General features: G+C 67.8%; 28 protein-coding genes. 17 read left to right on the top strand and 11 right to left on the bottom strand.

From position 1 onward, the window contains the following. Window positions 1-3: 3 nt before the first annotated feature. Together ABD683_RS05855 and ABD683_RS05850 are read right to left on the bottom strand one after the other, a co-directional pair. On the bottom strand, window positions 4-1,923 hold the full coding sequence (locus tag ABD683_RS05855; RefSeq protein WP_344768137.1) for an ABC transporter permease: 1,920 nt from the start codon (window positions 1,921-1,923) through the stop codon (window positions 4-6). Next, complete coding sequence (locus ABD683_RS05850) at window positions 1,920-2,687, bottom strand: ABC transporter ATP-binding protein (RefSeq protein ID WP_344768134.1); 768 nt, start codon at window positions 2,685-2,687, stop codon at window positions 1,920-1,922. Before ABD683_RS05850 ends, ABD683_RS05855 begins: the two co-directional genes overlap by 4 nt. A gap of 130 nt (window positions 2,688-2,817) precedes the next feature. On the opposite strand from ABD683_RS05850, the gene ABD683_RS05845 reads away from it, so the two are divergent. From ABD683_RS05845 to ABD683_RS05835, 3 genes are all read left to right on the top strand, one after another. Further along, a complete protein-coding gene (locus ABD683_RS05845) occupies window positions 2,818-4,038 on the top strand; it encodes a sensor histidine kinase (protein ID WP_344768133.1) in 1,221 nt (406 codons plus the stop codon). Then, window positions 4,020-4,676 (top strand): response regulator, encoded by a 657-nt coding sequence (locus ABD683_RS05840; protein WP_344768131.1) that lies wholly within the window; start codon window positions 4,020-4,022, stop codon window positions 4,674-4,676. Before ABD683_RS05845 ends, ABD683_RS05840 begins: the two co-directional genes overlap by 19 nt. A gap of 70 nt (window positions 4,677-4,746) precedes the next feature. After that, window positions 4,747-4,953, top strand: a complete 207-nt coding sequence (locus ABD683_RS05835) for a hypothetical protein (RefSeq protein WP_344768129.1) — start codon at window positions 4,747-4,749, stop codon at window positions 4,951-4,953. A gap of 197 nt (window positions 4,954-5,150) precedes the next feature. Here the strand turns inward: ABD683_RS05835 and ABD683_RS05830 are convergent, their stop codons facing one another. Further along, a complete protein-coding gene (locus ABD683_RS05830; RefSeq protein WP_344768127.1) occupies window positions 5,151-6,290 on the bottom strand; it encodes an HNH endonuclease signature motif containing protein in 1,140 nt (379 codons plus the stop codon). 238 nt (window positions 6,291-6,528) lie between these two features. Beyond that, window positions 6,529-7,809: an MFS transporter gene (locus tag ABD683_RS05825; protein ID WP_344768125.1), complete on the bottom strand. Its 1,281-nt coding sequence runs from the start codon at window positions 7,807-7,809 to the stop codon at window positions 6,529-6,531. Window positions 7,810-7,900: 91 nt separating this feature from the next. Here ABD683_RS05825 and ABD683_RS05820 point away from each other — a divergent pair, with 91 nt between their 5' ends. The 6 genes from ABD683_RS05820 to ABD683_RS05795 all read left to right on the top strand — a co-directional run bounded on the left by ABD683_RS05820 (window position 7,901) and on the right by ABD683_RS05795 (window position 12,710). Next, complete coding sequence (locus tag ABD683_RS05820; protein WP_344768123.1) at window positions 7,901-8,392, top strand: winged helix-turn-helix transcriptional regulator; 492 nt, start codon at window positions 7,901-7,903, stop codon at window positions 8,390-8,392. A gap of 11 nt (window positions 8,393-8,403) precedes the next feature. Beyond that, window positions 8,404-9,000 (top strand): TOPRIM nucleotidyl transferase/hydrolase domain-containing protein, encoded by a 597-nt coding sequence (locus tag ABD683_RS05815; protein WP_344771567.1) that lies wholly within the window; start codon window positions 8,404-8,406, stop codon window positions 8,998-9,000. A gap of 12 nt (window positions 9,001-9,012) precedes the next feature. Beyond that, window positions 9,013-9,231: an SCO4848 family membrane protein gene (locus ABD683_RS05810; RefSeq protein WP_344768121.1), complete on the top strand. Its 219-nt coding sequence runs from the start codon at window positions 9,013-9,015 to the stop codon at window positions 9,229-9,231. Between the two features lie 9 nt (window positions 9,232-9,240). After that, window positions 9,241-10,890 (top strand): glycosyltransferase family 61 protein, encoded by a 1,650-nt coding sequence (locus tag ABD683_RS05805; RefSeq protein WP_344768119.1) that lies wholly within the window; start codon window positions 9,241-9,243, stop codon window positions 10,888-10,890. Further along, the gene (locus ABD683_RS05800; RefSeq protein ID WP_344768117.1) at window positions 10,887-11,165 is read left to right on the top strand and encodes a GNAT family N-acetyltransferase; all 279 of its coding nucleotides are present in this window, start codon (window positions 10,887-10,889) and stop codon (window positions 11,163-11,165) included. Before ABD683_RS05805 ends, ABD683_RS05800 begins: the two co-directional genes overlap by 4 nt. Before the next feature lie 162 nt (window positions 11,166-11,327). After that, window positions 11,328-12,710: a DEAD/DEAH box helicase gene (locus ABD683_RS05795; protein ID WP_344768116.1), complete on the top strand. Its 1,383-nt coding sequence runs from the start codon at window positions 11,328-11,330 to the stop codon at window positions 12,708-12,710. Between the two features lie 26 nt (window positions 12,711-12,736). Here ABD683_RS05795 and ABD683_RS05790 read toward each other — a convergent pair whose 3' ends face one another. Both ABD683_RS05790 and ABD683_RS05785 read right to left on the bottom strand, forming a co-directional pair. Beyond that, window positions 12,737-13,468, bottom strand: a complete 732-nt coding sequence (locus ABD683_RS05790; protein WP_344768114.1) for an SRPBCC domain-containing protein — start codon at window positions 13,466-13,468, stop codon at window positions 12,737-12,739. Then, window positions 13,465-13,785 (bottom strand): ArsR/SmtB family transcription factor, encoded by a 321-nt coding sequence (locus ABD683_RS05785; RefSeq protein WP_344768111.1) that lies wholly within the window; start codon window positions 13,783-13,785, stop codon window positions 13,465-13,467. The genes ABD683_RS05790 and ABD683_RS05785 overlap by 4 nt, the downstream gene beginning before the upstream one ends. Before the next feature lie 73 nt (window positions 13,786-13,858). Between ABD683_RS05785 and ABD683_RS05780 the strand changes: the two genes are divergently transcribed. Both ABD683_RS05780 and ABD683_RS05775 read left to right on the top strand, forming a co-directional pair. Then, entirely contained in the window at window positions 13,859-15,079 is a 1,221-nt protein-coding gene (locus ABD683_RS05780; RefSeq protein WP_344768109.1) for an Nramp family divalent metal transporter, read from the top strand. Between the two features lie 61 nt (window positions 15,080-15,140). Next, window positions 15,141-16,001, top strand: a complete 861-nt coding sequence (locus ABD683_RS05775; RefSeq protein ID WP_344768106.1) for an Fpg/Nei family DNA glycosylase — start codon at window positions 15,141-15,143, stop codon at window positions 15,999-16,001. A gap of 74 nt (window positions 16,002-16,075) precedes the next feature. Here ABD683_RS05775 and ABD683_RS05770 read toward each other — a convergent pair whose 3' ends face one another. Beyond that, window positions 16,076-16,903 (bottom strand): EamA family transporter, encoded by an 828-nt coding sequence (locus tag ABD683_RS05770; RefSeq protein WP_344768104.1) that lies wholly within the window; start codon window positions 16,901-16,903, stop codon window positions 16,076-16,078. Between the two features lie 86 nt (window positions 16,904-16,989). Between ABD683_RS05770 and ABD683_RS05765 the strand changes: the two genes are divergently transcribed. Further along, entirely contained in the window at window positions 16,990-17,622 is a 633-nt protein-coding gene (locus ABD683_RS05765; RefSeq protein WP_344768102.1) for a hypothetical protein, read from the top strand. Here ABD683_RS05765 and ABD683_RS05760 read toward each other — a convergent pair. Genes ABD683_RS05760 through ABD683_RS05750 form a run of 3 tightly spaced genes read right to left on the bottom strand, consistent with a single transcriptional unit; the run spans window position 17,619 to window position 19,653 of the window. Beyond that, window positions 17,619-18,215 carry a TetR/AcrR family transcriptional regulator gene (locus tag ABD683_RS05760; protein ID WP_344768101.1) on the bottom strand — a complete coding sequence of 199 codons (597 nt, stop codon included), beginning with the start codon at window positions 18,213-18,215 and terminating at the stop codon, window positions 17,619-17,621. The genes ABD683_RS05765 and ABD683_RS05760 overlap by 4 nt on opposite strands. Continuing rightward, complete coding sequence (locus tag ABD683_RS05755; protein ID WP_344768099.1) at window positions 18,212-18,940, bottom strand: ABC transporter permease; 729 nt, start codon at window positions 18,938-18,940, stop codon at window positions 18,212-18,214. The genes ABD683_RS05760 and ABD683_RS05755 overlap by 4 nt, the downstream gene beginning before the upstream one ends. Next, a complete protein-coding gene (locus tag ABD683_RS05750; RefSeq protein WP_344768097.1) occupies window positions 18,937-19,653 on the bottom strand; it encodes an ABC transporter ATP-binding protein in 717 nt (238 codons plus the stop codon). The genes ABD683_RS05755 and ABD683_RS05750 overlap by 4 nt, the downstream gene beginning before the upstream one ends. 60 nt (window positions 19,654-19,713) lie before the next feature. Between ABD683_RS05750 and ABD683_RS05745 the strand changes: the two genes are divergently transcribed. Further along, window positions 19,714-20,430 carry a hypothetical protein gene (locus ABD683_RS05745; protein WP_344768096.1) on the top strand — a complete coding sequence of 239 codons (717 nt, stop codon included), beginning with the start codon at window positions 19,714-19,716 and terminating at the stop codon, window positions 20,428-20,430. 2 nt (window positions 20,431-20,432) lie between these two features. Here ABD683_RS05745 and ABD683_RS05740 read toward each other — a convergent pair whose 3' ends face one another. Beyond that, window positions 20,433-21,116, bottom strand: a complete 684-nt coding sequence (locus tag ABD683_RS05740; protein WP_344768094.1) for a helix-turn-helix transcriptional regulator — start codon at window positions 21,114-21,116, stop codon at window positions 20,433-20,435. A gap of 93 nt (window positions 21,117-21,209) precedes the next feature. Between ABD683_RS05740 and ABD683_RS05735 the strand changes: the two genes are divergently transcribed. From ABD683_RS05735 to ABD683_RS05720, 4 genes are read left to right on the top strand one after another with little or no spacing between them, the layout of a single operon-like run. Then, a complete protein-coding gene (locus tag ABD683_RS05735; protein ID WP_344768091.1) occupies window positions 21,210-21,635 on the top strand; it encodes a hypothetical protein in 426 nt (141 codons plus the stop codon). Next, window positions 21,632-22,231 (top strand): GTP cyclohydrolase I FolE, encoded by a 600-nt coding sequence (gene folE / locus ABD683_RS05730; RefSeq protein WP_344768089.1) that lies wholly within the window; start codon window positions 21,632-21,634, stop codon window positions 22,229-22,231. The genes ABD683_RS05735 and folE overlap by 4 nt, the downstream gene beginning before the upstream one ends. Before the next feature lie 25 nt (window positions 22,232-22,256). Continuing rightward, window positions 22,257-23,459, top strand: coding sequence for an NAD(P)/FAD-dependent oxidoreductase (locus ABD683_RS05725; protein ID WP_344768086.1), 1,203 nt, complete (start codon window positions 22,257-22,259; stop codon window positions 23,457-23,459). Beyond that, window positions 23,456-23,599, top strand: coding sequence for a hypothetical protein (locus tag ABD683_RS05720; RefSeq protein ID WP_344768084.1), 144 nt, complete (start codon window positions 23,456-23,458; stop codon window positions 23,597-23,599). Before ABD683_RS05725 ends, ABD683_RS05720 begins: the two co-directional genes overlap by 4 nt. Window positions 23,600-23,612 lie beyond the last annotated feature (13 nt).

The raw sequence follows: 23,612 nt of genomic DNA, 5'->3' as shown, positions 1-23,612 counted from the left end.
ACCCTAGTCAGCGGCCTGTGACGGGTGGATGTTCTTCAACATCCGCGGCGTCGGCGCCCACGCCGCGACCGCTGCGATGACCAGACACATGGCACCGATCAGGCCCAGGCTGCCCCAGGGGACGTGCACCGGCATGGTCTCCAAGGTGGATCCCAGCGAGTGGCTGACCAGGATGCCGACCGTCGCCGTGATCGCACCGCCAAGAGCCAGTGCGGCCATCGTGACGATCGCCGACTCCCAGAGCACCATCGTGCGGAGCTGCCGCTTGGTCGCGCCGATCAGCTGCGTCGCCACCAGCTCGCGCTTGCGCTGAAGGCTGCCCATCAGAAGCGTGTTGGCGATCGCCATCGCCGCATACAACCCGGCAGGGCCGAGCAGCACCCAGAGCGATAGCTGGTTGGTGCGCCGCAGGTCCTTGTCGGCGGCGTCGATCCAGGCGGCCTTGGTCTCGACCGTGGCCTCGGTGCCGGCGAGATCCGCCTTCACGTCCGCGATCGTGGCACCGGCTTTCGGCATCACGTAGACCCTGTCGACATCGGTCACACCGTGAGCACGTCCAAGCGCAGCGGGAATGAGGATGTCGCCCTGCAGGGTCGGCGCCGCATGCGTGACCGCGACGATCCTGAGCTCGACCGGCTTGCCGCCGTTGACGGCGACCTTGACGTTCTGACCCAGACCAAATCCCGAGTCCATGATGAACTCGTCCGACATTGCCACGGTGTTGCCCGTGAGGTCGGCGAGGCTGCCCTTCTTGGCGGTCAACGTACGAGCGTCGGCGGCCGCCGCCACGTCGATGGCCTCAGCCTGCTCGACGTCCCGCTCACCTTCAGCGCGGTACAACGTGACGTTGACCGGAGTGACGGCGTCGGCCGTACGTACGTCGGACGACTCCGCCAGGATCCTTGCAGCATCGGCGTCACCGTTCGTCGTGACGACGATCGGGGCGTTGAGCTGTTGCGTGTTGATGGCGTTGTCGAAGTCCGCACCGATGCCCAGCGTCATGATCAGCGAGCCGGCGATCGCGGAGATCGCCAGCGTCGGGGCGGCCAGCGAAGCTGTCTGCTTGCCGGCTGCGGCCACGTTGTCGCGCGCCATGCGGATCGTGACGTCGCGCTTGACGAACGGTGCCGACACCAGCTTGGCCACGGCGGGAAACAGCACCGGGCCGAAGCACATCGCCGAGATGACCAGCATCTCCGGGACGAAGATTCCGAGCAGCAGCGACAGGATTCCCGTCGAGGCACCCATCATCACCAGCATCGTGATCGAGCAGGCCAGGAAGAACAGGCCCACGACGATGCGCTTGAAGCCGAGCCGACGGCCGTCGACCGCTGCCTCGCGCATCGCGTCGACGGGCGAGATCTTCGAGGCACGCTTCGACGCGGCGCGAGCTCCGAGGAGCGCAACGACCAGGCCGATGGGTGCGGCGATGACCAGGCCCGACCACCACGATGGCGACTCCAGGCCGGCGGGCGTGAGACCACGGTGGTGCGTGAACCACAGCGCGGCCGGCATCATCAGGTGCGCGAACAGGCTTCCGGCGATGGACGCCACGGTGGCGACGATCAGCGACTCGCCGAGGATCATCCGGCGCACCTGCCGTGGCGTCGAGCCGATCAGCCGCAGCTGGCCCAGCTCACGCCGCCGCGAGGACACGACGAACGAGAATGTACTGGCGACCACGAAGATCGCCATGAACCCGGCGAACCCCGACATGACGCCGAACATCGAGTTGAGGTCGTTGACCTGCGCCAGCCCTTCGGTGTCACCCGCTCCGAGCGTCGCGCCGTACCGGTTGGCCGACGTGATCATCTCGACCGTCAGACCGATCAGGGTCACGCCGAGGAACAGGGCGACGAAGGAACCGACGTACGGGGCGACGTTGCGCCGTACGGTGTGGCGGCTCAGGTCGAGGAGCATCATTTCTCGAGCTCGCTCATCTTCTGGGCGATCTGCGCCGGGGTGCCGCGCTCGAGGTGGCCGACGATCTGGCCGTCGGCGAGGAACAGCACGGAGTGCGCGTACGACGCCGCGAGCGGGTCATGGGTGACCATCACGATGGTCTGGCCCCGGTCGTCGACGACCTGGCGAAGCAGCTCCAGCACCTGGCGGCTGGTCTGCCGATCCAAGGCACCCGTCGGCTCGTCGGCGAAGACGACCTCGGGCTTGCTGATCAGTGCACGCGCGATCGAGACACGCTGCTGCTGGCCGCCCGACAGCTCGGCCGGCCGACGACGGTGCAGGCCGTGGAGGCCGACCTGGTCCAACGCGGCGAGGACCTCGTTCCTGCGTGGATGCTTGCCGGCGAGCCGCAGAGGCAGCGCGACGTTGTCGAACACCGTGAGCGCGGGGAGCAGGTTGTAGGACTGGAACACGAATCCCATCGTGCTGCGGCGCAGCTTCGTGAGCTCGACCTCGCTGAGCTTGCCGATGTCATTGCCACCGATCAGCACGTCGCCCTTGGATGGACGGTCGAGCCCGGCAGCAACCTGCAGCAGCGTCGACTTGCCGGATCCCGACGGGCCCATCACGGCGGTGAACGTCGAGGAGGGGAAGGCGTGCGTGACGCCGGCGAGAGCGTCGACCTTGCCGGCCTTTGACTGGTAGGTCTTGGTGATGCCGTCGAGCGTCACGGCGTGGGGTGCAGTCTGCTGCGTCAGCGTCTCTGGCGAACTGAGAATTGTCATGCATCCATGGTTTCGATGTGGGCCTGCGGAGTCTCTGGCCCGCACGCCCGATCCGGGGTAGCGCCTGCGCTACCCCGGAAGTGGTGCCTGGTGCACCGACCTCACCGGTTCATCGCCCTACGCTGGTCGGATGGACCGATCGGTGTGGGCTGCGCTCGGCGGCAACCCGTTGCGGTTGCTGACCTCGGTGTGGCCGTGGCGCTCGCTCGCCTACCTCGTGACGACCGTACTGGTCGGTCTGGCCAGCATCGTCGCGCTGTTCGTCGTCATCGGCGTCGGCGTCCTGACGATCATCGTGGTCGTCGGCCTGTTCATCCTCGGCTTCGTGCCCCGGTTCGCGGGCTGGCTCGCCGTGCTCGAGCGCCGCCGCCTCGGCATCATGCAGTTCGACGGTGGCGAGGTGGTGCCGGGTTCACCCTCGTGGAGGGCGCTCGGCTATGTCGTGCTTCTCACCCTCGCGCTCTGGCTGGCCGACCTCCTCGTTGTGGGCCTGGTTGTCACGACGTTCGTGACGAGTCTGATCTCGCCGTTGCTCGCGGAGATCGACACCGTGGCGATGTTCGGCTGGGACTTCACCAGCGCCGGGGAGGCGCTCCCGTTCGCGCTGATCGCGACCCCCGTCTCGTACGTGCTGGGTTGCTACCTTCTCACCGCGCTCGCGGCCGCGCAGGCGTCGTTGGCTCACATCTTGCTGAGCCCGCGCGAGGAGGAGCTCGAGGCGTACGTCTCCGAGCTCCGTCGGTCCCGTCTCGAGCTCGTCGACGCGTTCGAGACCGAGCGCAAGCGCATCGAGCGCGATCTCCACGACGGCGTGCAGCAGCGCATGGTCGCGCTGACCATGCTCCTCGGCCGCGCTGAGCTCGACGTCGCGGACGGACCCGGCCTCGATCTCGTCCGGCAGGCACACGGCGAGGCCGAGGCCGCGCTCGCAGATCTCCGTGAAGTCGTTCGTGGTGTCCACCCGCGGGTCCTCACCGATCTCGGACTCGCAGCCGCGATCCGTGAGGTTGCCGACCGCATGCCGCTGCCCGTCCGGGTCGACATCGCGATCCCCGAACGTCCGGAGCCGCAGATCGAGGCGGCGGCCTACTTCGTCGTCAGCGAAGCCCTCGCCAACGTCGCCAAGCACGCCGGCGCGACGTCGGCGTCGGTCCAGGCGTGGCGACACGAGGACTCGTTGGTCGTCGTGATCACCGACGACGGCGTGGGCGGTGCCGAGATCGGCAGCGGCTCAGGACTCTCCGGGTTGGTCACCCGGCTCGACGCTCTGGGTGGCACGCTGGACGTGACGAGCCCGGCCGGCGGGCCGACCCGCGTACGGATGGAGTGCCCATGGCTGGTCGCTCTCTGAGGATCGTCCTTGCCGAGGACTCCGCTCTGCTGCGCGAAGGCCTGATCGCGCTCCTCGTCGGCGCCGGGCACGAGGTCGTCGCCAGCGCCGAGAACGCCGAGGAGCTCGTCGCCGCCGTACGCGCCGACACGCCCGACGTCGTCATCACCGACGTACGGATGCCGCCTGGTCACTCCGACGAGGGGTTGCGCGCGGCCGCCGAGATCCGCGAGGACTTCCCCTCGCTGCCGATCCTGGTGCTGTCGCAGTACGTCGCCGACGCCTACCTCCCGGGCCTCATGGAGTCGGCGGGCGATGCGGGCCTCGGCTACCTGCTCAAGGACCGGGTCGGCCGCGTCGCCGACTTCCTTGCCAGCCTCGACCAGGTCGCCTGTGGCGAGACGGTCGTCGACCCCGAGGTCGTACGCCAGCTGCTCGCGCGCCGCAGCGACGACGGGCCGCTCGCTGCGCTGACCCCGCGCGAGCGCGAGGTCCTCGGCCTGATGGCGGAGGGTCGTACGAACGGGTCGATCGCCCAGACGATGTTCGTCAGCGAGGCCGCCGTACGCAAGCACGTTGGGAGCATCTTCGCCAAGCTCGACCTCGGCGACGACACCGACCGCCGAGTCGCCGCGGTGCTCACCTACTTGAGAGGCTGAGTGTCCCAACTCTGTTCCAGTCCCGTTTCGTGGCGTTGCCTCGCAGTCCTGCCTGAGCTAGAACGTGGGCATGGCAACCGAATTTGCTGGAACCGTTCGCCCCCACTTCGAAGGACTTCTTGAGCCGGAAGAAGTGCTTCAGGGCGTCGTCGCGGCGACGGTGCAGAAGACATTCAGCGGAGGCCTCGTCGCGTTGGGCGTGACCGATCGACGCCTGCTCCTGATGCCCCTCGACCGCAAGCTGCAGCGGTCCTGGATGCTTCGGCGGCCGAGCTGACGTCGCGCACCGCCGACGGTGAGAAGACGAAGCTGATGATGATGAAGGGAACAGGCCTGCTGGGCGGACTGGGCGGCGGCGAGACCCAGCGCGAGGGTGTGTTGGCGCTAGCCGAGTGGATGGGCCGAAGCATCGATACGCCTTAGCTGACCTTCAGAGAGACGCAGAACCCGCGCTTGTGCGGCACAGGTGCTCGGCTACGCCGCCCACTCCATGTTGATGGGGTCGCGGTAGATCTCGATCACGATGGGTGGTGGCGGTTCGGGTGGTGGTCTGGTGGACCAGCGTAGGAGCCCGTGGCTCTTGAAGTTGTGGTTCCGGCGGCAGAACGGGCCGAGGTTGGGGCCGCTGGTGGGGCCTTGTGGGTGGGGGATGCGGTGGTCGATGTCGCAGCGTTCGGCGGGGACCATGCATCCGGGTGCTTGGCAGACGCCGTCGCGGAACCTCAACGCGATGGCGAGGATGTCGGGGCAGAACCGGCCGGCGTATTCGTGTGACAACACATCGTCGCTGACGGGGTCGAGGACCATGCGGTGCCAGAACGCGTTGCCGGTGGCGGCGACTTCGGTGATCCAGGAGGCGGGAACCCCCCAGCGGCCGTCGGTGGACTGGGCGTATCCGTCGACGGCACCGGCGAGGACGTCGGCGTCGATCGTGACCGCCACGTGCACGTCAGCGGGTTTCGCAGCGGGTTCGGCGTCGGTGCACCAGGCGACCAGCAGGTCGGCCTCACGTTGGCAGACAGTGCGGTCGTCACCGTCGGCGGGTTTGCGGGCGTCGGTGTGGAGTCGTCCTTCGATCGCGGCGAGCTCATGGGACGGGAGGTAGGCGTTGAGCCATCCCATTGCGTCGTCGCCGTGGGTGACGCCCACGCGTCGCTGCGCCCGTTCGGCGCTGGCTCGTTCGACCGCGAGATCTTCCTCGACACGTTGCACGAAACGGCGCAACCAGACCCGCAACTCAGCAGCCGTGTGGTCGACCGCGTAGTCAACAACCCTCGCGTCGAGCCGCTCGACCGACTCGACGCGCTGCAGCTGGTCAATGGTGTGGGCGATGTCGCGCACCCGGGCCCGGTCGATCCGACCATCCACGAACGCCGCCCAAGCAAATGGTGCGCGGTCACGCACCGTCCGCGCGTTCGACAGCAGATGATGGATCTGGCCCTCGCTGAACCCGGTCGCCTCTCCAATCGTCATCGGTATGACAGCCCGCTCAACCTGACGCCGCATCGGCGGCTCGATCGCCGCGGTCCGAGCGATCTCGGCGTCGTGGAAGCGCAGCATCGCCGCGACCTCACGAGCCTCAGACCGCGCCCGCTCCCGAGCGAAGTCCGTCAAGGACTCGGCTGTGGGAGCGAATGCTGTGCCATACCTCGAACGTACTAGAACAACCGTTCGATGACCAGTGGAAAACCCTGTGAATTCAACAAAAAACAAAGATTCCTATCCACAACGCGAGCCGCAGATGAGTCTGTCCACAGACCCAGCCGGCGCTCTTGTATTTGCGCCGTTTGACCCGCCCGCGTCGCAACGCAAGCCGTCCTCAAGAGGCTCGACGTCTGTGCAGACATCGAGCTCACATGGGGACGGGTACGAGCTCGTCCCGCCTGGCCTGCCGCTTCCTGCTCGAGCCGAGGATCCAGGACAGCGCCGCGGCGACAGCGCACAGCCCGGCGCCGCCGATCCACGCCAGCGTGTAGCTGCCGGTCTGGTCACGGATGACACCCGCGCCGAGAGCGGCGCCGGCCGCCCCCAGCTGGTGCGCGGCAAACACCCAGCCGAACACGATCGTGCCCTGCTCGCCGAAGTACTCGCGGCACAGCGCCACCGTCGGCGGCACCGTCGCCACCCAGTCGAGTCCGTAGATCACGACGAACGCGACGATGCTGGGCCGTACGCTCTGCGACAGCAGCAGCGGCAGGAGCAGTAGGCCGACGCCGCGGAACAGGTAGTAGCCCGCGAGCAGCAGTCGCGGGTCGTAGCGGTCGGTGAACCAGCCCGACGCGATCGTGCCGACGATGTCGAAGATGCCGACGACCGCCAGCAGGCCTGCCGCCGTCGTGGTCGACATCCCGTGGTCGTGCGCCGACGGGATGAAGTGGATGCCGACGAGGCCGTTGGTGGTGGCACCGCAGATGGCGAACGCCAGCGCCAGGGCCCAGAACGCCCGCGTACGGGATGCTTCCCGGAGGGCGTCGATGGCGCGCTGCGCGGAGCCGCCGGTCTCGCGCACCGGGGGAGTCCAGTCCGCCGGCGCGCCGTACGGCGTGAGGTTGCGGTCCTCGGGGAAGTCGCCGATGAATCGTATGACCAGCGGCACCACGGCGAGCGCCGAACCCGCGATGACCAGCGATGCGGTGCGCCAGCCGACGTGGTCGGCAAGGGCGGCGACGATCGGCAGGAACACCAGCTGCCCCGTTGCTCCGCCCGCTGTGAGCACACCCATGACCAGGCCGCGACGCTCGACGAACCAGCGGTTGGCGATCGTCGCGGCGAACACCATGGCCATCGACCCGGTGCCGAGACCTATCAGCACGCCCCAGGTGATGAGCAGCTGGAACGACTCGGTCATGAACACCGTCAGCCCGCTGCCGAGCGCCACCATGATCAGCGCGACCGTGGTGACCTTGCGGATGCCGAACTTGTCCATCAGCGCTGCCGCGAACGGTGCCGTGAGTCCGTAGAGCAACAGATTGATGCTGACGGCGAGGGACATGACGCTGGTCGACCATCCGAACTCGTCGTGCAGCGGCACGAACAGTGCACCCGGTGCGGCGCGGAAGCCGGCGGCGCCGATGAGGGCCAGGAACGCGGCGGCAGCGACGAACCAGGCCGGGTGGATCCGCTGTCGAGTCATGTTCTGGCTTTCTTGAGAAAAGTGAGTAGATGCACCATAGTGGTACTCACTTTCTTCAAGCAAGTGCCGCACAGGAATGAGGGTGGTTGGCATGCCGCTTCGATCCGACTGGTCCGAGGAGCTCTGCCCCGTACGGCGCGGTCTCGACGTGCTCGGCGACCCCTGGATCCTGCTGATCATGCGCGAGGTGCTGCACGGGCGAAACCGCTTCGAGGAGATCCGCGACAGCATCGGCATCTCCGACGCCGTGCTCAGCCGCCGGCTCCGCCTGCTCGTCGACGAGGAGCTGCTCCGCAAGGTCGAGTACCGCGGTGATCGCCGTACGCACCACGAGTACGTCGCGACCGAGGCGGGTGCCGATCTGCTGCCGATCATGCACGCCGTGTCGATCTGGGCCGAGAAGCACACGCCAATGCCCGAAGGTGGCACGCACATGGCGGTGATCCACGAGAGCTGTGGCGCCGAGACGAGGTCCGCCGACACCTGCAGCGAGTGCGGTGACGAGCTCCGCGCCGATGACGTCAGCTGGGACAAGCCTTGGAAGCGCGCCCGCGAGCGACTCGTCGGAGCACCTACGCTCTAGAGGTGCCCGAGATGTCCCGCCTGCGCGATGCGATCGTCGACGCCGCAGCGGGACGCGACGGAGAGGATGTTCGTGAGCTCGTCGGCTCAGCTCGTACGGTCGTGCTCGTCGAGGGCGTCAGCGATGTCGCCGCTCTTGAGCACCTCGCCGTGCGGCGCGCTCGCGACCTCCACGCCGAACGCGTGTGCGTCGTCCCGATGGGCGGTGCCACCAGTGTCGGCCGGTTCGTCGAGCTGCTCGCCCCCCGCGGTGTCAGGATGGCGGGCCTGAGCGACCGGGGCGAGTGGCAGTTCTACGTACGCGCGCTCGATCGAGCCGGACTCGGCACCGACGGCTTCTTCGTCTGCGACGCCGACCTCGAGCACGAGCTGATCCGAGCCCTGGGTGTGGCGGGCGTGGAGCGGGTTATCGACGATCAGGGCGACCTGGCGACGCTGCGTACGTTCCAGCGCCAGCCCGCCCAGCGACCGCGGTCGGCCGAGCACCAGCTGCACCGGTGGTTCGGCTCGATCGGGGGTCGGAAGGAGCGGTACGCCGGCGCGCTCGTCGACGCCCTCGACCTCGACCGGGTGCCGCGGCCGCTCGACGACCTGCTCGCCTACGCCTGAGAGGATGGGGTCATGGACCTCCCCGTTGCCTGGTCGTTGCTGCTGATCGCCTCCGCGGTCTGGAGCTTCGTCATCTGGCCGCCGTTCCTGCGCCGCGTGCTCAAGGACGATCGCGCGCATGATGCCGCCGGCAAGCCCACCACGTTCCTGCGTGTCCACGTCGTCTTGATCAGTATCTCGCTGGCCCTCGCTGCGGCCGTCGGTGTGCTGGGCATCCTCACCCTCGTCTGATCCGCTGACATGGGTCTCGGAATACGCACCAAGCTCGCGGCGCTTCGCCGCCCCAGATTGTCGAAGCTCGCAGCGGGCGTCGCCGGCGCGCCCGACGCCGCGGTCCTCAAGGACCTCGGGGCAGCTCTTGCCGACGTGCAGGCCAAGCCGGTCACGGTTCTCGACATCGGCGATCCACACGAGGTCATGCTCGAGGTGTGGGGGCAGTTCTTCAGCGACGCGACGGTGATTCACGCGACGACCGAGAACCTGGTCGAGCTCGCCCGAGACGTACGACCCGGCGTCATCATCGACAGCGGCCTGGGCGGTGACCAGGGGGAAGCGTTCCGGGCTCTCTACCCGGTCCTGGCCGCCAAGGGCGTGTACGTGATCGCCGGAGCCGACGACGACCTGCGGTTCACGTTCCTGCGCCGGGCTGACGCGATCGCGTCGACCGAGAGGCAGCGCCCGCCGACCGACGACTTCGAGGCCTACCTCCACACCACGTCGGCGGCGGTCACGGTCGAGGACGATGTCGTGAGCGCCACCAAGAAGGGCCATGCCCAACGGGTCCACCTCACGCGGTCGGTCAAGGACGTCAGCGACGCCGCGGTGCTGCGCGATGTCGGTGAGCCGTACGACCGGTTGCCCGACGCCAGGATCGTGGGTCACACCCACCGGGTCGAGCCGCAGTGGGCCAAGCTCAACGCCGTCACGCCGGTCGCCTTCGAGCCGGCCGCCAGCGGCGAGCTCACCGACGTGACGGTGCTCAGCCAGGGCGTCGTGCTGACCAGTGATGGCGATGTCGTGTTCGAGACACTCAACTGCGCGCACAACATCCGCCGCAGCTCGGGCCTGTATCGCCCGCTCGACGACTCGATCTGGGTCACCGAGGCCAAGCCCAAGAAGGTGCGCGAACGGTTCGACGACGACCGGCGCTACGTGCTGCTCAAGCAGACGTGGGACTCCAACTACGGCCACTGGCTGATCGACTCGTTCCCCAAGATGGGGCTCCTGCAGGAGATCGCCGACCCGGCCGACTGCACATTCGTCCTCAACGACCACGGCGACAACCCGATCCGCCAGATCATGATCGACTCGCTCGCCATGGCGGGTGTACCCGAGGACAACCTGCTCTTCCTCCCGGTCGGCGGCACGTACGAGTTCGCCAGGCTCACCGTGCTCGGCGCGCTGACCCAGCACCCCATCAAGAAGTCGCCGTTCGCGATCGAGTTTCTCGAACGCATTGCCGGCCAGCACGAGCCGGGCGCCGCCAAGCGCATCTATCTCTCGCGCAACGCCACGCACCGCCGCCGGCTGGTCAACGAGGACGAGGTGCTCGAGGTGCTCGCCCCGCACGGCTACGTGCCCGTACGCACCGAGGAGCTCACCCTCGCCGAGCAGATGGCGGTCTTCGCCGGCGCCGACCACGTCATCGGCAACATGGGCGCCGCGATGACCAACCTCGCGTTCTCGCCGCGCGGCGTGAACGTCATGTCGCTGGCGACCGAGCGCATGGCCCACGACTACTTCTACGACATCGTCTGCCTCAAGCGGGGTACGTATGTCGGCGTGCAAGGCCGCACCACCGACGATCCGCCCACGATGGGCTCAGACTTCACGATCGACATCAACGTCCTGCAGACCTGCATCAACGAGTGGCACGGAGGCCCGTCATGACCAACACGATCGACTTCAACGCCGGCGACAACCGCTACGAGATCCACGTCGACGGCACGCTCGCGGGTTTCACCCAGGCGTTTGTCGACGGCGACGTCGTGACGTTCCCGCACACCGTGGTGCTCGACGAGTTCGAGGGCCAGGGTCTCGCGAGCCAGCTCGTCGCGGCGGCGCTCGATGACGTACGGGCCAAGGGCCTCAAGGTCATCGCTACCTGTCCGTACGTCTCGCGTTTCATCAAGAAGCATGCCGAGTACGCCGATCTGCTGGCGTGACGCTCGGCACGTCCTCACGATTCGTCGGCGAGCACACCCGACTGGTAGTATGTGAATACGTGAACGCGCTGATCACAGCGCTGTTCTGCCCGGCGAAGTAGCGCGATCCCGCGCGAAATGGACTTTCGGGCAATCATCCTGAACGTCTGTGAGTACTTCTCTGTGAACAATGCTGCAAGCAGCCCTGCGCTGCCCACCTTCGCTTCCCTCAACCTGCCCGCGTCTCTCGTGTCGACGCTGGCTCGCCAGGACATCGTCAACCCCAGCCCGGTCCAGTCCGCGGTGATCCCCGATGCGCTCGCGGGACGCAACGTGCTCGGCCGGGCCCGTACGGGTTCCGGCAAGACGCTGGCCTTCGGCCTCCCGGTGCTGATCCGGCTCGCCGGTCGTACCAGCCGCTCCAAGGCTCCCCGCGCCCTGATCCTGCTGCCGACCCGTGAGCTCGCCACCCAGGTGCGCGCTGCCATGGAGCCGCTTGCCCAGAAGATGGGCCTGCGCCTGACCACGGTCTATGGCGGCGTACCGATCAACAAGCAGATCACGACACTGCGCAACGGCGTCGACGTCGTGATCGCCACCCCGGGCCGCCTCACCGACCTCCTCGATCGTCGCTGCATCACGCTCGACGACATCGAGGTCACGGTCCTCGACGAGGCCGACCACTTGTGCGACCTCGGCTTCTACAAGCCGATCGACGCGATCCTCGCCAAGACTCCGCCGGGTAGCCAGCGGCTGCTGCTGTCGGCGACACTCGACGGTGACGTCAACAAGCTCGTCAAGCGCCACCTGCCTCAGCACACGCTGCACGAGGTCGACTCGGCCGACAGCCACGTCGACACGATGGAGCACCACGTGCTCGTCAGCGCCGCGACCGAGAAGTCCAAGACGGCGTTCGACCTGCTCCGCGCCAACCCGCGCAGCATCGTCTTCACCCGTACGCGTCGCGGTGCGATGCGCCTGGCGAAGCAGCTGACGATGAACGGCATCGAAGCCGTCGACATGCACGGCGACCTCTCGCAGCGTCACCGCGAGCGCAACCTCGCGGCGTTCAGCAGCGGCAAGGCCAGTGTCATCGTCGCCACCGACGTCGCCGCCCGCGGCATCCACGTCGACGGCATCGGTCTGGTCGTCCACTACGACGCGCCTGCCGAGCACAAGGCATACCAGCACCGCTCGGGCCGCACGGCTCGTGCCGGCGAGTCGGGAGCCGTCGTCACGATGACGACGCCCGAAGCCCTCCGCGATGTCATGGCGCTGCAGAACAAGGCCGGCGTCACGGCTCGGCATCACGAGGCCCGTACTGCTCCGTCGCCGATGACCGTCGCCAACCTGTCGGGCGCCGGGACAGATGCTCCGCACCCGTCGTCGGTCCGCGCCGGTGCTCGTACGGCAACCACCAACAACGGTGGCAACCGTGGCAATGGCGGAGGTCGCCCGCAGGGTGGCTACCGCGGCAACAACGGCGGCCGCCCGAGTGGCAACGGCAACGGCCAGCGCCGTCGCGGCGGCTCGTCCGGCGGACGCAACCGCAGCTACGCCAGCTGAGACTCAGCACTCGAGTCGACCGCTCGCTAGCTGACCATCACGTTCCAGGGGCGCACCCGGAGCACCAGTAGGTCACCGGCCACTGCAGCGTCGTCGTGAGCCGCCTCGACGTAGCTGGCGGCTTCGGCGGCGGGTACGCGGATGATCGTCTGGCCCGTGCCGGGCTCGTCCGGCAGCGGACCGGCGGCGATGAGCACGGCCTTGTCCTTCAAGCCGTTGACGAACGCCAGGTGCTCGGCGAACAACGGGTGCCCGAAGACTGAGCCGGTCGTGGTGTGACCGGGCCGGTGCTCGAGCACCAGCCACACGTCGCCATCCGATGCGGCTCCGGCCGGAACGCTGTCGCGGAAGTCGGTGAGCACCGTGGGCCAGCCGTTGCGGTACTCGTTGCGTCCGGCGGTCGGGTCGTCGAAGATCTCCCAGCCGGTGTGTGTCAGCCGTACGAGGGTGCGACCGTCGGCAATCGGTAGGAAGTCGACCGCGACGGTGCTTGCCGCCTCCGGACCACGCCCCGGGTGCCAGGTGAAGCTGAGGTTGCCCGGCGGGTTGGCCTCGAGCAGGCGACCCCACACCGATGTCTCGCCGCTGGACGAGGTCTCGACGATCTCGCCGTCGACGAGGGCAACCGAGTTGTCGCCCTTGTAGACCGAGTGTCGGCCAAGTGGCCACCACTCGCCGATCCGCTCGGTCCACGCCTGGTAGGCGGCGTCGGGGGATGCCGAGACGACGACATTGCGTACGACGGGCGCGATGGTCATGGGCGTTCTCCGTTCTCGACGTGCTCCGCGAACGCCGAGAGGACGTCGTCCCAGGTCTCGGTGATCCACACCTGCAACGGTGCAAGGCCGTCAGGTGCGAGGGCGTACAGGTTGCGGGTGCCGACGCTGGTGTGCTCGACGACGCCGGCCGACTCGAGCACCTTGAGGTGCTTGCTGACTGCGGGGCGACCGATCGGCAGCCGATCGGCGAGCTCACCGACGGGCAGGGCACCGCGCCCCAGGGTCTCGGTGATGCGTCGCCGCATGGGGTCGCCCATCGCGTCGAACGCGGCTTCACTTCTCGCTTGGTTGCTCATGAGTAACGGTTACTCTAGGGCAACCAATAGGTGCTGTCCAGCCTGGGTTCGGGTGCCTCTAGGCTCGGTGACCATGGTTTCCAGTGCTCCGGTGGTGCGTCGCGTCACCTTGCTGGGTCCGGCGTTCATCGCCGCGGTCGCATACGTCGACCCCGGCAACGTGGCGACCAACGTGACGGCTGGGTCGAAGTTCGGCTACACCCTCGTCTGGGTCGTCGTGATGGCGAACGTCATGGCCGTCCTGGTGCAGTACCTCTCCGCCAAGCTCGGCATGGTGACGGGCAAGTCGTTGGCGACACATGTCGGGGAGCAGCTCCCTCGCGCACCGCGGCTGGCGTTCTGGCTGCAGGCTGAAGCCATCGCGATCGCCACCGACCTCGCCGAGGTCGTCGGCGGTGCCATTGCGCTCAACCTGCTGTTCGACCTGCCCCTCGTGGCCGGCGCGATCATCACGGCCGCAGTCGCGATGGTCATCCTGCGCATCGGCGACCTGCGCGGCCAGAGCGCGCTCGAACGGGTCATCGTCGGATTCCTCGCCCTGATCGCCGCGGGATTCCTGGCCGGGCTGTTCGTGAATGCCCCTGAGCCCGGACCCCTCGCCAAGGGACTCATCCCGACGTTCGAGGGCAGCGACAGCGTCCTGCTCGCGTCCGGCATCATCGGCGCGACCGTCATGCCGCACGTGATCTACCTGCACTCCAGCCTGACGATCACCCGCCTCGGTCGTCGTGGTGAGGGGCTGACCGTCAGGCAGCTGCTGTCGGCCACGCGTACCGACGTCGTGCTCGCCCTGGTCCTGGCCGGCATCCTCAACCTGTCGCTGCTGGTCGTCGCGGCGGCGAGCCTCGACGGCCTGCCCGGCACCGACACCCTCGCCGGCGTTCACGAGGTCGTCACCTCCGAGCTCGGCGCGGGGGTCGCCCTGTTGTTCGCGGTCGCGCTGCTCAGCTCGGGCCTCGCGTCGACGTCGGTCGGCAGCGCTGCCGGGGCCGAGGTGATGAGCGGGCTGCTCGGCATCCGGCTCCCGATCCTGCTACGACGTGTCGTCACCCTGATCCCGGCACTGGTGGTCCTCGCGATCGGTGCCGAGCCGAGCCGTGCCCTCGTCATCTCCCAGGTGGTGCTCTCGATCGGCATCCCGTTCGCCCTCATTCCGCTCGTCATGCTGACGGCGCGTACCGAGGTGATGGGCGAGTACGTCAACCTGCGCCGTACGACCGCCGCAGCGTGTCTGGTGGCCGCGATCGTCATCGTCCTCAACGTCGCACTGCTCTGGCTCACGTTCACCGGCTGACCGTGGGTGAAACCCACCGTGGTGGGTCGACCACCGAAGCGCGAAGCATGATGATGGAGTCATGCCTGAGATGCCCGAGGTCAACGGACTGATCGAGTACCTCCGTGCCGAGACCGTCGGCTCGGTCGTGGTCGGCGTCGAGCTGGCATCGTTCTCGGTGCTCAAGACGTTCGATCCTCCCGTGACAGCGCTACCCGGCCTGACGGTCACCGACGTCACCCGGCACGGCAAGTTCATCGACATCGACGTCGACGGCATCCACATCGTCATCCACCTGGCCAAGGCCGGCTGGCTCCGCTGGTCCGACAAGCTGCCCGAGACCAAGCTCAAGCTCGGCGCCAGCAACATCGCCGCGCGCGTACGCCTCGACCGCGGGGACGGGCCCACCGTCGGCTTCGACGTCACGGAAGCCGGCACCCGCAAGGGCCTCGCGATGTACGTCGTACGTTCACCCGACGAGGTGCCCGGCATCGCCGCTCTCGGGCCCGATCCGCTCGAGCCGGAATTCGAGCTGCGCCCGCTGCTCGGTCGCAAGATGCAGGTCAAGCGACTGCTGCGCGACCAGAAGATCATCGCCGGCATCGGCAACGCCTACAGCGACGAGATCCTGCACGCCGCCAAGCTGTCGCCGTTCGCCATCGCGGACAGCTTGAGCGAGGACGAGATCGTACGACTCGAGGCTGCGGTGCACGACATCCTCAGCGAGGCCCTCGAGGAGGCGCGTGGCAAGCCCGCCGCCGAGCTCAAGGACGACAAGCGCGCCCGGATGCGGGTTCACGGACGCACAGGCGAGAAGTGCCCCGTCTGCGGTGACACGGTGCGCGAGGTCTCGTACGCGACGTCCTCGCTGCAGTACTGCGCGACCTGTCAGACCGGCGGGAAGCCGCTCAAGGACCGCAGCACCAGCAAGTTCCTCAAGTAGCCCCGCGATTTGTGACCCTCTAGGCGCCATATCGCGCGCGTAGCGCGCATAACGTCACAAATCGCGGACGGGGATCAGCCCGCGGCGACCAGGGCGACGGCGAGGATCGCGAACACCAGGCCGACGCCCTGCCAGCCGTGGATCTTCTCGCGGAGCAGCACGGCCGCGAGCAGCACGGTGCTGGCCGGGTAGAGCGACGAGATGACAGAGACGACCGAGAGGAGTCCGTGATGCGTCGCGTACAGGAACGAACCCTGGGCCGTGGCGCCGAGCGGGCCCATCATGACGGCCTTCCACGACCCCCGGTCACGGGGAACCCAGGCGTGCCGCAGGATCGTCGCCGTCACGATGATCGCGAACACCGACGTCACCTGTGACATGGCCAGCGGATAGAGGCCGGCGTCGTCACCGACCTGGCCGAGGAACACGAACAGCGCGCCGAAGCCGATGCCGGCGAGACTGCCGTCGAGCACGCCACCACGATGTGCGGGGTTGTCGTCGGCGACGCGGGAGATCAGCGCGATCGCCGGGAAGGCGCAGATGATGCCGAACACCGCGAGCGAGGACGGACGGTCACCCGTCGCCAGGCCGACGGCCACCGGGAGCAGCGCCGTGCCGATCGCCGAGAGCGGGGCGACGACGCCCATACGGGCCGTGGCCAGGCCGCGGTAGAGGAATGCGACACCGAATCCTCCGCCGAGTCCGGCCAGTGCGCCGAACGCCACATCGCGGCCGGTGGGGGACCCGGCGAGGAAGAACGCGGCAACCAGGCTGAAGAACCCCGACGACGACTGCCCGACGATCGCCACCTGCCACGGCGACGCCTTCTTGGCGAAGATGCCGCCGAGGAAGTCCGAGATGCCATAGGTCAGAGCCGAGATCAGCGAGAAGACGATGGCCACAGGTGCAGCCTAGAGCGGTCACTTCCACGCCGGTGCGGGACGGTTCACGCGCAGCGCGCTGGTGGTGCGACCGTACGCTGGGTGCCATGAAGCTACGTCAGGTGAAGTCGCTCGGATCGCAGGCCAACAAGGCGGCGGGTGATCTCGCGGCCAAGGTCGACGACCAGACGGGCGAGGCCGCCAAGAAGGCGGCCGACGTCATCGCGCTCGCGGTCAGGCTCGCCCGCATCCCGACGGCACTGATCCTGTGTGCGCCGATCCCGTTCATCATCGCCACGGCGGTCATGGGACTCCTTGCCGACGGCGGTGTCCGGTGGGTCATCCTGGCCGCTGCCGTGGTGATGCTCGTCGTCAGCGGGGCGTTCTGGGGTCGCCGCCGAAGGATCATCCATGCGGTCGAGGAGCCCGACAAGCTGGCGACCGAGCTCGGCATCATGATCAGCATGACCGACAAGGTCGAGGAGACCCGCGGTGCGTTGTCGCGCATCGCCGGTGCCGGAGGGTGGCGCATCTTCAGCAGGCTCAAGGGCCTCTGGTCCGGCATGGCGATGACGAGCCGTTGGATCGAGGGCATCGGCGACCTGCCGCGAGCCCGCTACTTCGGGCCGCCCAAGATCGGCACCACGGTCACGGTCGCCGTCGCCGCCCTCTGGTTGGTCCCGATCTCGATCGTGGTCGCCCTGGTGTCGGTGATCGGTACGATCGCCGGTTCGATCTAGGGCGTGTCCGAGCCGATCAGCCGCTGCAGCGACGGAGCGTAGAGACGTACGACCTCGTCGACCGTCGCACCGGCCAGCGGCTCCAGACGTACGACATAGCGCATCGTCGCCATGCCGATCAGCTGGCCGGCGATCAGGTTCGCCCGCAGCTCTCGGTCGTCACCCTCGAGCACGCTCAGCAGCGAGGTGATGAGGACGTTGCGGGCCAGCTGAAGCATCGGCGCCTGGCCGTCGCCCGATCCAAGTGTCGTGCGGACGAGCGTGCTGAAGACCTCGCGGTGCGGGTCCCAGGCGCCAAGGAAGGTGCGCAGGAGTCGCTCGGCCATGCCGTCGGGTCCACCCTCGACGACCGTCGCGATCTTCTCGATCGGGTTGACCGGCAGCTCCATGGTCGCGACGAGCAGCCTCGACTTGTCGCCGAAGTAGTGGCTGATCAGGCTCGCGTCCACGCCTGCCTCGGCTGCGATGGCGCGCATCGAGGCGCCCGTGAATCCCTTGGCGGCGAACTGCGTACGGGCGGCGTCGAGGATCGCCTGCCGGGTGTCGACCGCGGCGCCGGCGGCCGGCCGGCCACGGCGGCGTGGAGCCGTCACGGCGTACGGCGCCTCAGCGTCAGCGATGCGAGAGCGATGGCCACAACGCAGCAGCCTACGAGAATGCCCAGGTTGCGGCCGAGCGTGCCGGTGAAGACGTCGCTGTTGGCCAGCTCGTTGAACGCATCGGCGGCATAGCTCAGGGGCAGCGCATCGGAGATCCAGTTGAGCACCGTGGGCATCGTGTCGCGCGGTGCCAGCAGCCCGCACAACAGGATCTGCGGCACGACGACCAGCGGCATGAACTGGACGGCCTGGAACTCGGTACGGGCGAACGCCGACATCAGCAGGCCGAGCGCCGTGCCGAGCACCGCGTCAACCACGGCGAACAGGACGATGGCCCAGGGCAGCTCCACGTCGAGGTCGAGCAGCCAGATCGCGACGCCGGCGCTGACCAGCGCCTGCACGAGCGCGGCGATGCCGAACGCGAGGGCGTATCCGCCGATGAGCTCGCCACGACGCAAGGGGGTCGTGAGCAGCCGTTCGAGCGTTCCGGACGTACGCTCGCGGACCATCGTCACCGAGGTCACGAGGAACATCACGATGAACGGGAACAGGCCGAGCATCTGCGGGCCGACCCGGTTGAACACCTGCGGCTGACCGTCGTAGATGTACTTGAACAGTGCCAGCAGGATCGATGGCAGCAGCACGATCAAGGCAATGCTGCGGCGATCGTGGCTCAGCTGCTGCAGCACGCGGCGGGCGGTGGCCAGTGTCCGCGTCATGCCGCATCCCTCTCTGCGAGGACAAGGAACGCTTCCTCGAGGTCGTCGGTCCCGGCCTGGGCACGGAGCTCGTCGGGGGTGGCGTCGGCGATCAGGTCACCGTCGCGCATCAACAGCACCCGGTCGCACCGCCCGGCCTCGTCCATCACGTGGCTCGAGACCAGGAGGGTCTTGCCGTCGCGGGCGAGACCGCTGAACATCTTCCAGAGGTCGCGGCGGAGCACCGGGTCGAGCCCGACGGTCGGCTCGTCGAGCAGGTAGAGCTCGGCGTCACCCAGCAGCGCGGCTGCGAGCGAGACGCGGATCCGCTCGCCACCCGACAGGTTGCCGGTCAGCGCATCGGCGCGCTGGGTGAGGCCGACGTCGGCGATCGTCGAGGTGATCGCACCGCCGTCCTTGCCCGCCAGGGAGCTGAAGTATGCGAGGTTCTGGCGCACCGTCAGGTCGGGGTAGACCGAGCTGCCCTGCGTGACATAGCCGACGCGGGCGCGGTTGCGCGCCGTACCAGCCGACTCGCCGAGCACGGTCACGGTGCCGGAGGCGATGATCTGGATCCCGGCGATGGAGCGGATCAGCGTGGTCTTGCCGCTGCCGCTGGGCCCGAGCAGCCCGGTGACCGATCCGGTGGGAACCGTCAGGTTGAGATCGGGGAGGACGGTCTTGTCGCCCCGGATCACCTTGAGGTTCGTGACCTCGATCGCATTATTCATCATCCGTTGAATATAGGCGTTCCGGTCGACGCCCGTCGACTGATGGACCTACGCTGTCGTGCCATGGACCTTCGCGGATTCGTACTGCTGCCCGCACGTGTGGCGGTCGCCGGCACCCAGGCGACGCTGGCTCTCGGCCACCTGGCGTCGCCGAACGGCCCGATCCTGCGCGAGGGCGGCTACGCCAACCGGCACGGGGCGCTCCTGGGGGAGAACGGGCTGCTCGACCAGTTGAGCAGGATCCTCGCCGACGAACGGGGTCCCGTGGGCCTCGCCAACACGCTGGCCGACCTCACGTCGGATGACCGTCCGATCGGCAAGGCGCTCGCCCGCGACGGACTGTTGGATCGCATGGCCGACGAGAACGGTCCCTTCGTACGGCTGCTCGAGACCGGCGGCCCGCTCGATCGGGCTCTGGCCGAGGATGGTCCGCTCTATCGGTTCCTCGCCCCCGGCGGTCCGCTCGATCGCTTCCTCGCCGAGGAGGGTGCGATCGATCGGGTGCTCGCCGAAGGTGGACTGCTCGAGCAGCTTCTCGCTGAGGACGGCATCCTCGAGAAGCTGCTCGCCCCCGGGGGCACCCTCGATCAGCTGATCGACCTGGGTGCGACGTTCGACGCGATCGTCCCGCGCCTGGAGGCGTTGGGCAACGCGATCCCCAACCTCAACACCGCGGTCAACATCCTGAGCGGTGCGGTCGAGCCACTCAGCTCACTGGCAAACCGATTGCCCGGAGGGCGTCGTCGTACGCCGGCGCTCGAGGGCGCAGAACCCGAGTAGCCTCACGCTGGGTGCAGCACAACGCAGCATCGACCGTCTGCGGGCTCCAGGCTGCAGCGGAGGCCGGTGGAGTCGACCTCGTCCACCAAGCCGTCGATCAGTGCGAGATTCATCCCGCACACCATCTCGGTGTGCTCGCTGGCCAAGGAGTGGAACGGGCAGTTGGCGAGCTCGACCGACGGCCCCACGCTTCGTGGCTCGTAGCCGTGCTCGGCGAGCGCTTCGCTGGCAATGTCGAGCGCCTCGCGCCTCGGCCCTGACTCCATGGCGGCGCGGCCCCATGCACGACCGTGCTCGGCGGCCACGCGGAGCAAGGCATCGATCACGGACTCGCCGCTGGCGGCCGAGGCGGCGATCGCGTCTGCCATGAGCTTGCCGGCAAGCTCATATTCGCGGCCCGGCAGTGACACCGAGATCTCCTGCGGAGCACGCCGGTAGAGCTTGGCGGGCCGTCCCGCACCCGGTCCCGTGCGGCCGGTCAGCCGGGCGAACTCCGACTCCAGGAGACCTTGCTCCTCGAGCTTGTCGAGGTGGAACTTCGCCTTGTGGTGGGCGATGTCGAGGGCGTCCGCGGTCTCGTCGCGGCCGACCGCCGTGGGCTGGGAACAGACGTACAGATAGATCTCCCGGCGGAGCGGGTCAGACAGCAGTCCGATGCCCGACACGTTGTCGGTGAAGGTCGGCATACGCCCTCCCCTTTCTAAAAGACAGAATGCTTGACGAAATATCCGGGCCGCTCTAAAGTCCAGATTACTGTTCTTTAGATATGGAGACAACCAATGCCCGCCACTTCATCTGCCTCAACTGACCGTCGGACCGATCCGGCATTTCAGGCCTTCTTCCTGCTGCGGACGGTGTTCACGGTCGCACCGATCGCCTTCGGCCTCGACAAGTTCACCAACATCCTCACCGAGTGGACCATCTACCTCGCGCCATGGATCAATGACATCGTCCCCGGCAATGCCGACCAGGCCATGAAGGCCGTCGGTGTCATCGAGATCGCCGCCGGACTGCTGGTTGCGTTCGCCCCCCGCATCGGTGCGTATGTCGTCGCGCTCTGGCTCGCCGGCATCATCGTCAATCTGCTGACGCTCCAGGACTTCCATGACGTCGCACTTCGTGACTTCGGCCTGCTCGTCGGTGCTCTCGCGCTGGGTCGCCTCGCAGCTGTGTACGCGGACCGCTCGCCGGTTTCGACGTCATGACCCAGCTCGCCGATCACGCCGACCTGCTGCTCGGCGCCGAGCCCGCCGGTATCGATCTGGACATCGCCGAGGCAGCGGCCAGTGCGTTCCTCGGTGCCCTCGGCGTGGCCTGTGACGACGAGAGCACGGCCTCGACGCCGCGGCGTATGGCAGCGGCTTACGCAGCCCTGCTGACGCCGCGGCCGTTCGAGATGACGACCTTCCCGAACGACGAGGGATATGACGAGCTCGTCGTGGTCCGCTCGATCCCCGTGCAATCGGTGTGCGAGCACCATTTCCTCCCGTTCACCGGGATCGCGCACGTCGCGTACATCCCGGGAGAACGGATCGTCGGACTGTCGAAGCTGGCGCGTGTCGTCGAGATGTTCGCGCGTCGTCCCCAGGTGCAGGAACGGTTGACCCAGCAGATCGCCAACTGGCTCGACGACCACCTGTCGCCACGAGGCGTCGGAGTTGTCGTCGTCGCGGAGCACTCGTGCATGACGTTGCGCGGCGTACAGGCTGCGGGCACGACGACGAGCACCTCGAGCGTGCGTGGCCTGCTCCGTGAGAGCCCGCAGTCCAGGGCCGAGTTCTTTGCGTGCTTGCCGTCGTGAGCGATGCTGGGATGAGGAGGATCGCATGACCGCAGAACGCATCGTCATCGTCGGCGGCGGACTCGCCGGGGCCAAGGCTGCCGTCGCGCTGAAGGAGGGCGGCTTCGCCGGCTCGCTCACGATCGTCGGCGATGAGCGGCATCCTCCGTACGAACGCCCGCCGCTGTCGAAGGACTACCTCCAGGGCGCGTCGACGGCCGACGACATGCTGGTGGTTCCGGCGGCCTGGTACGACGACAACGATGTCGTCCGCATCGAAGGAGTCACGGCCGAGAGCATCGACCGCGAGCACAGGCGGGTGCACCTCAGTGATGGCCAGGAGCTGCCCTACGACGCGCTGATCCTCGCCACCGGAGCGAGCCCTCGACGCCTCGACATCCCCGGCAAGGACCTGGCGCTGACGTTGCGGAGCGTCGAGGACAGCGATGAGCTGAAGGCGGCCTATGCCGACGCCTCGACCGTCGTGATCATCGGTGGCGGTTGGATCGGGCTGGAAACCGCCGCGGCGGCGCGTGCTGCCGGCGTGGACACCGTCCTGCTCGAGCGCGAGCCGCTGCCGCTGCAGCAGGTCCTCGGTGACGAGCTCGGCGGCTACTTCGCAGACCTGCATCGTCGCAACGACGTCGACCTGCGCACCTCCAGCTCGGTCGAGTCGATCTCAGGCTCGGGGCCGTACGTCGTACGCACCGACGGCGGCGACATCGAGGCCGACGTGGTGGTGATGGGTGTCGGCGCCGCGCCGCGCACCGAGCTTGCCGAGCGCGCAGGACTGGCGACCGACAACGGCGTGATCGTCGACGAGTCGTTCCGCACCAGTGATCCTGCGATCTATGCCGTCGGCGATGTCGCCAACGCCTACAACGCTGCTCGCGGCGAGTCGCTGCGGGTTGAGCACTGGGACAATGCGATCCGCCAGGGCGAGGCGGTCGCGAAGGTCGTCCTCGGTGGCGAGGTGACCTATGACTGGCAGCCCTACTTCTTCAGCGATCAGTTCGACCTGGGAATGGAGTATGTCGGCCGATCGTCCGCCAGCGACGAGGTCGTGATCCGCGGTGACAAGGACTCGGGTGAGTTCATCGCCTTCTGGCTGGGTGATGGTCGCGTGACGGCAGCGATGAACGTCAACGTCTGGGACGTCAACGACGACCTGCGCGCGCTGATCGGACGCCGTGTCGACCTCGAGCGACTCGTCGATCCCGACGTACCGCTCGGGGAGGGCTCCGAATGAAGCCAGAGCGTTTCAAGAAGCTGCCCGAGCCGGTCAAGCTCGAGGACACCGTCACGTCGCAGGACATGGAGCCCGTGCCCGATCCCGAAGGTGGCATCGACACCGATCGCGCCTTCCTGCTCCGCTACGGCGCGCTCTGAGGAATCATCTGCC

It is taken from the genome of Aeromicrobium panaciterrae (assembly GCF_039537165.1).
Lineage (GTDB): Bacteria > Actinomycetota > Actinomycetes > Propionibacteriales > Nocardioidaceae > Aeromicrobium > Aeromicrobium panaciterrae.
This window is presented reverse-complemented; position numbering and strand designations above follow the sequence as displayed.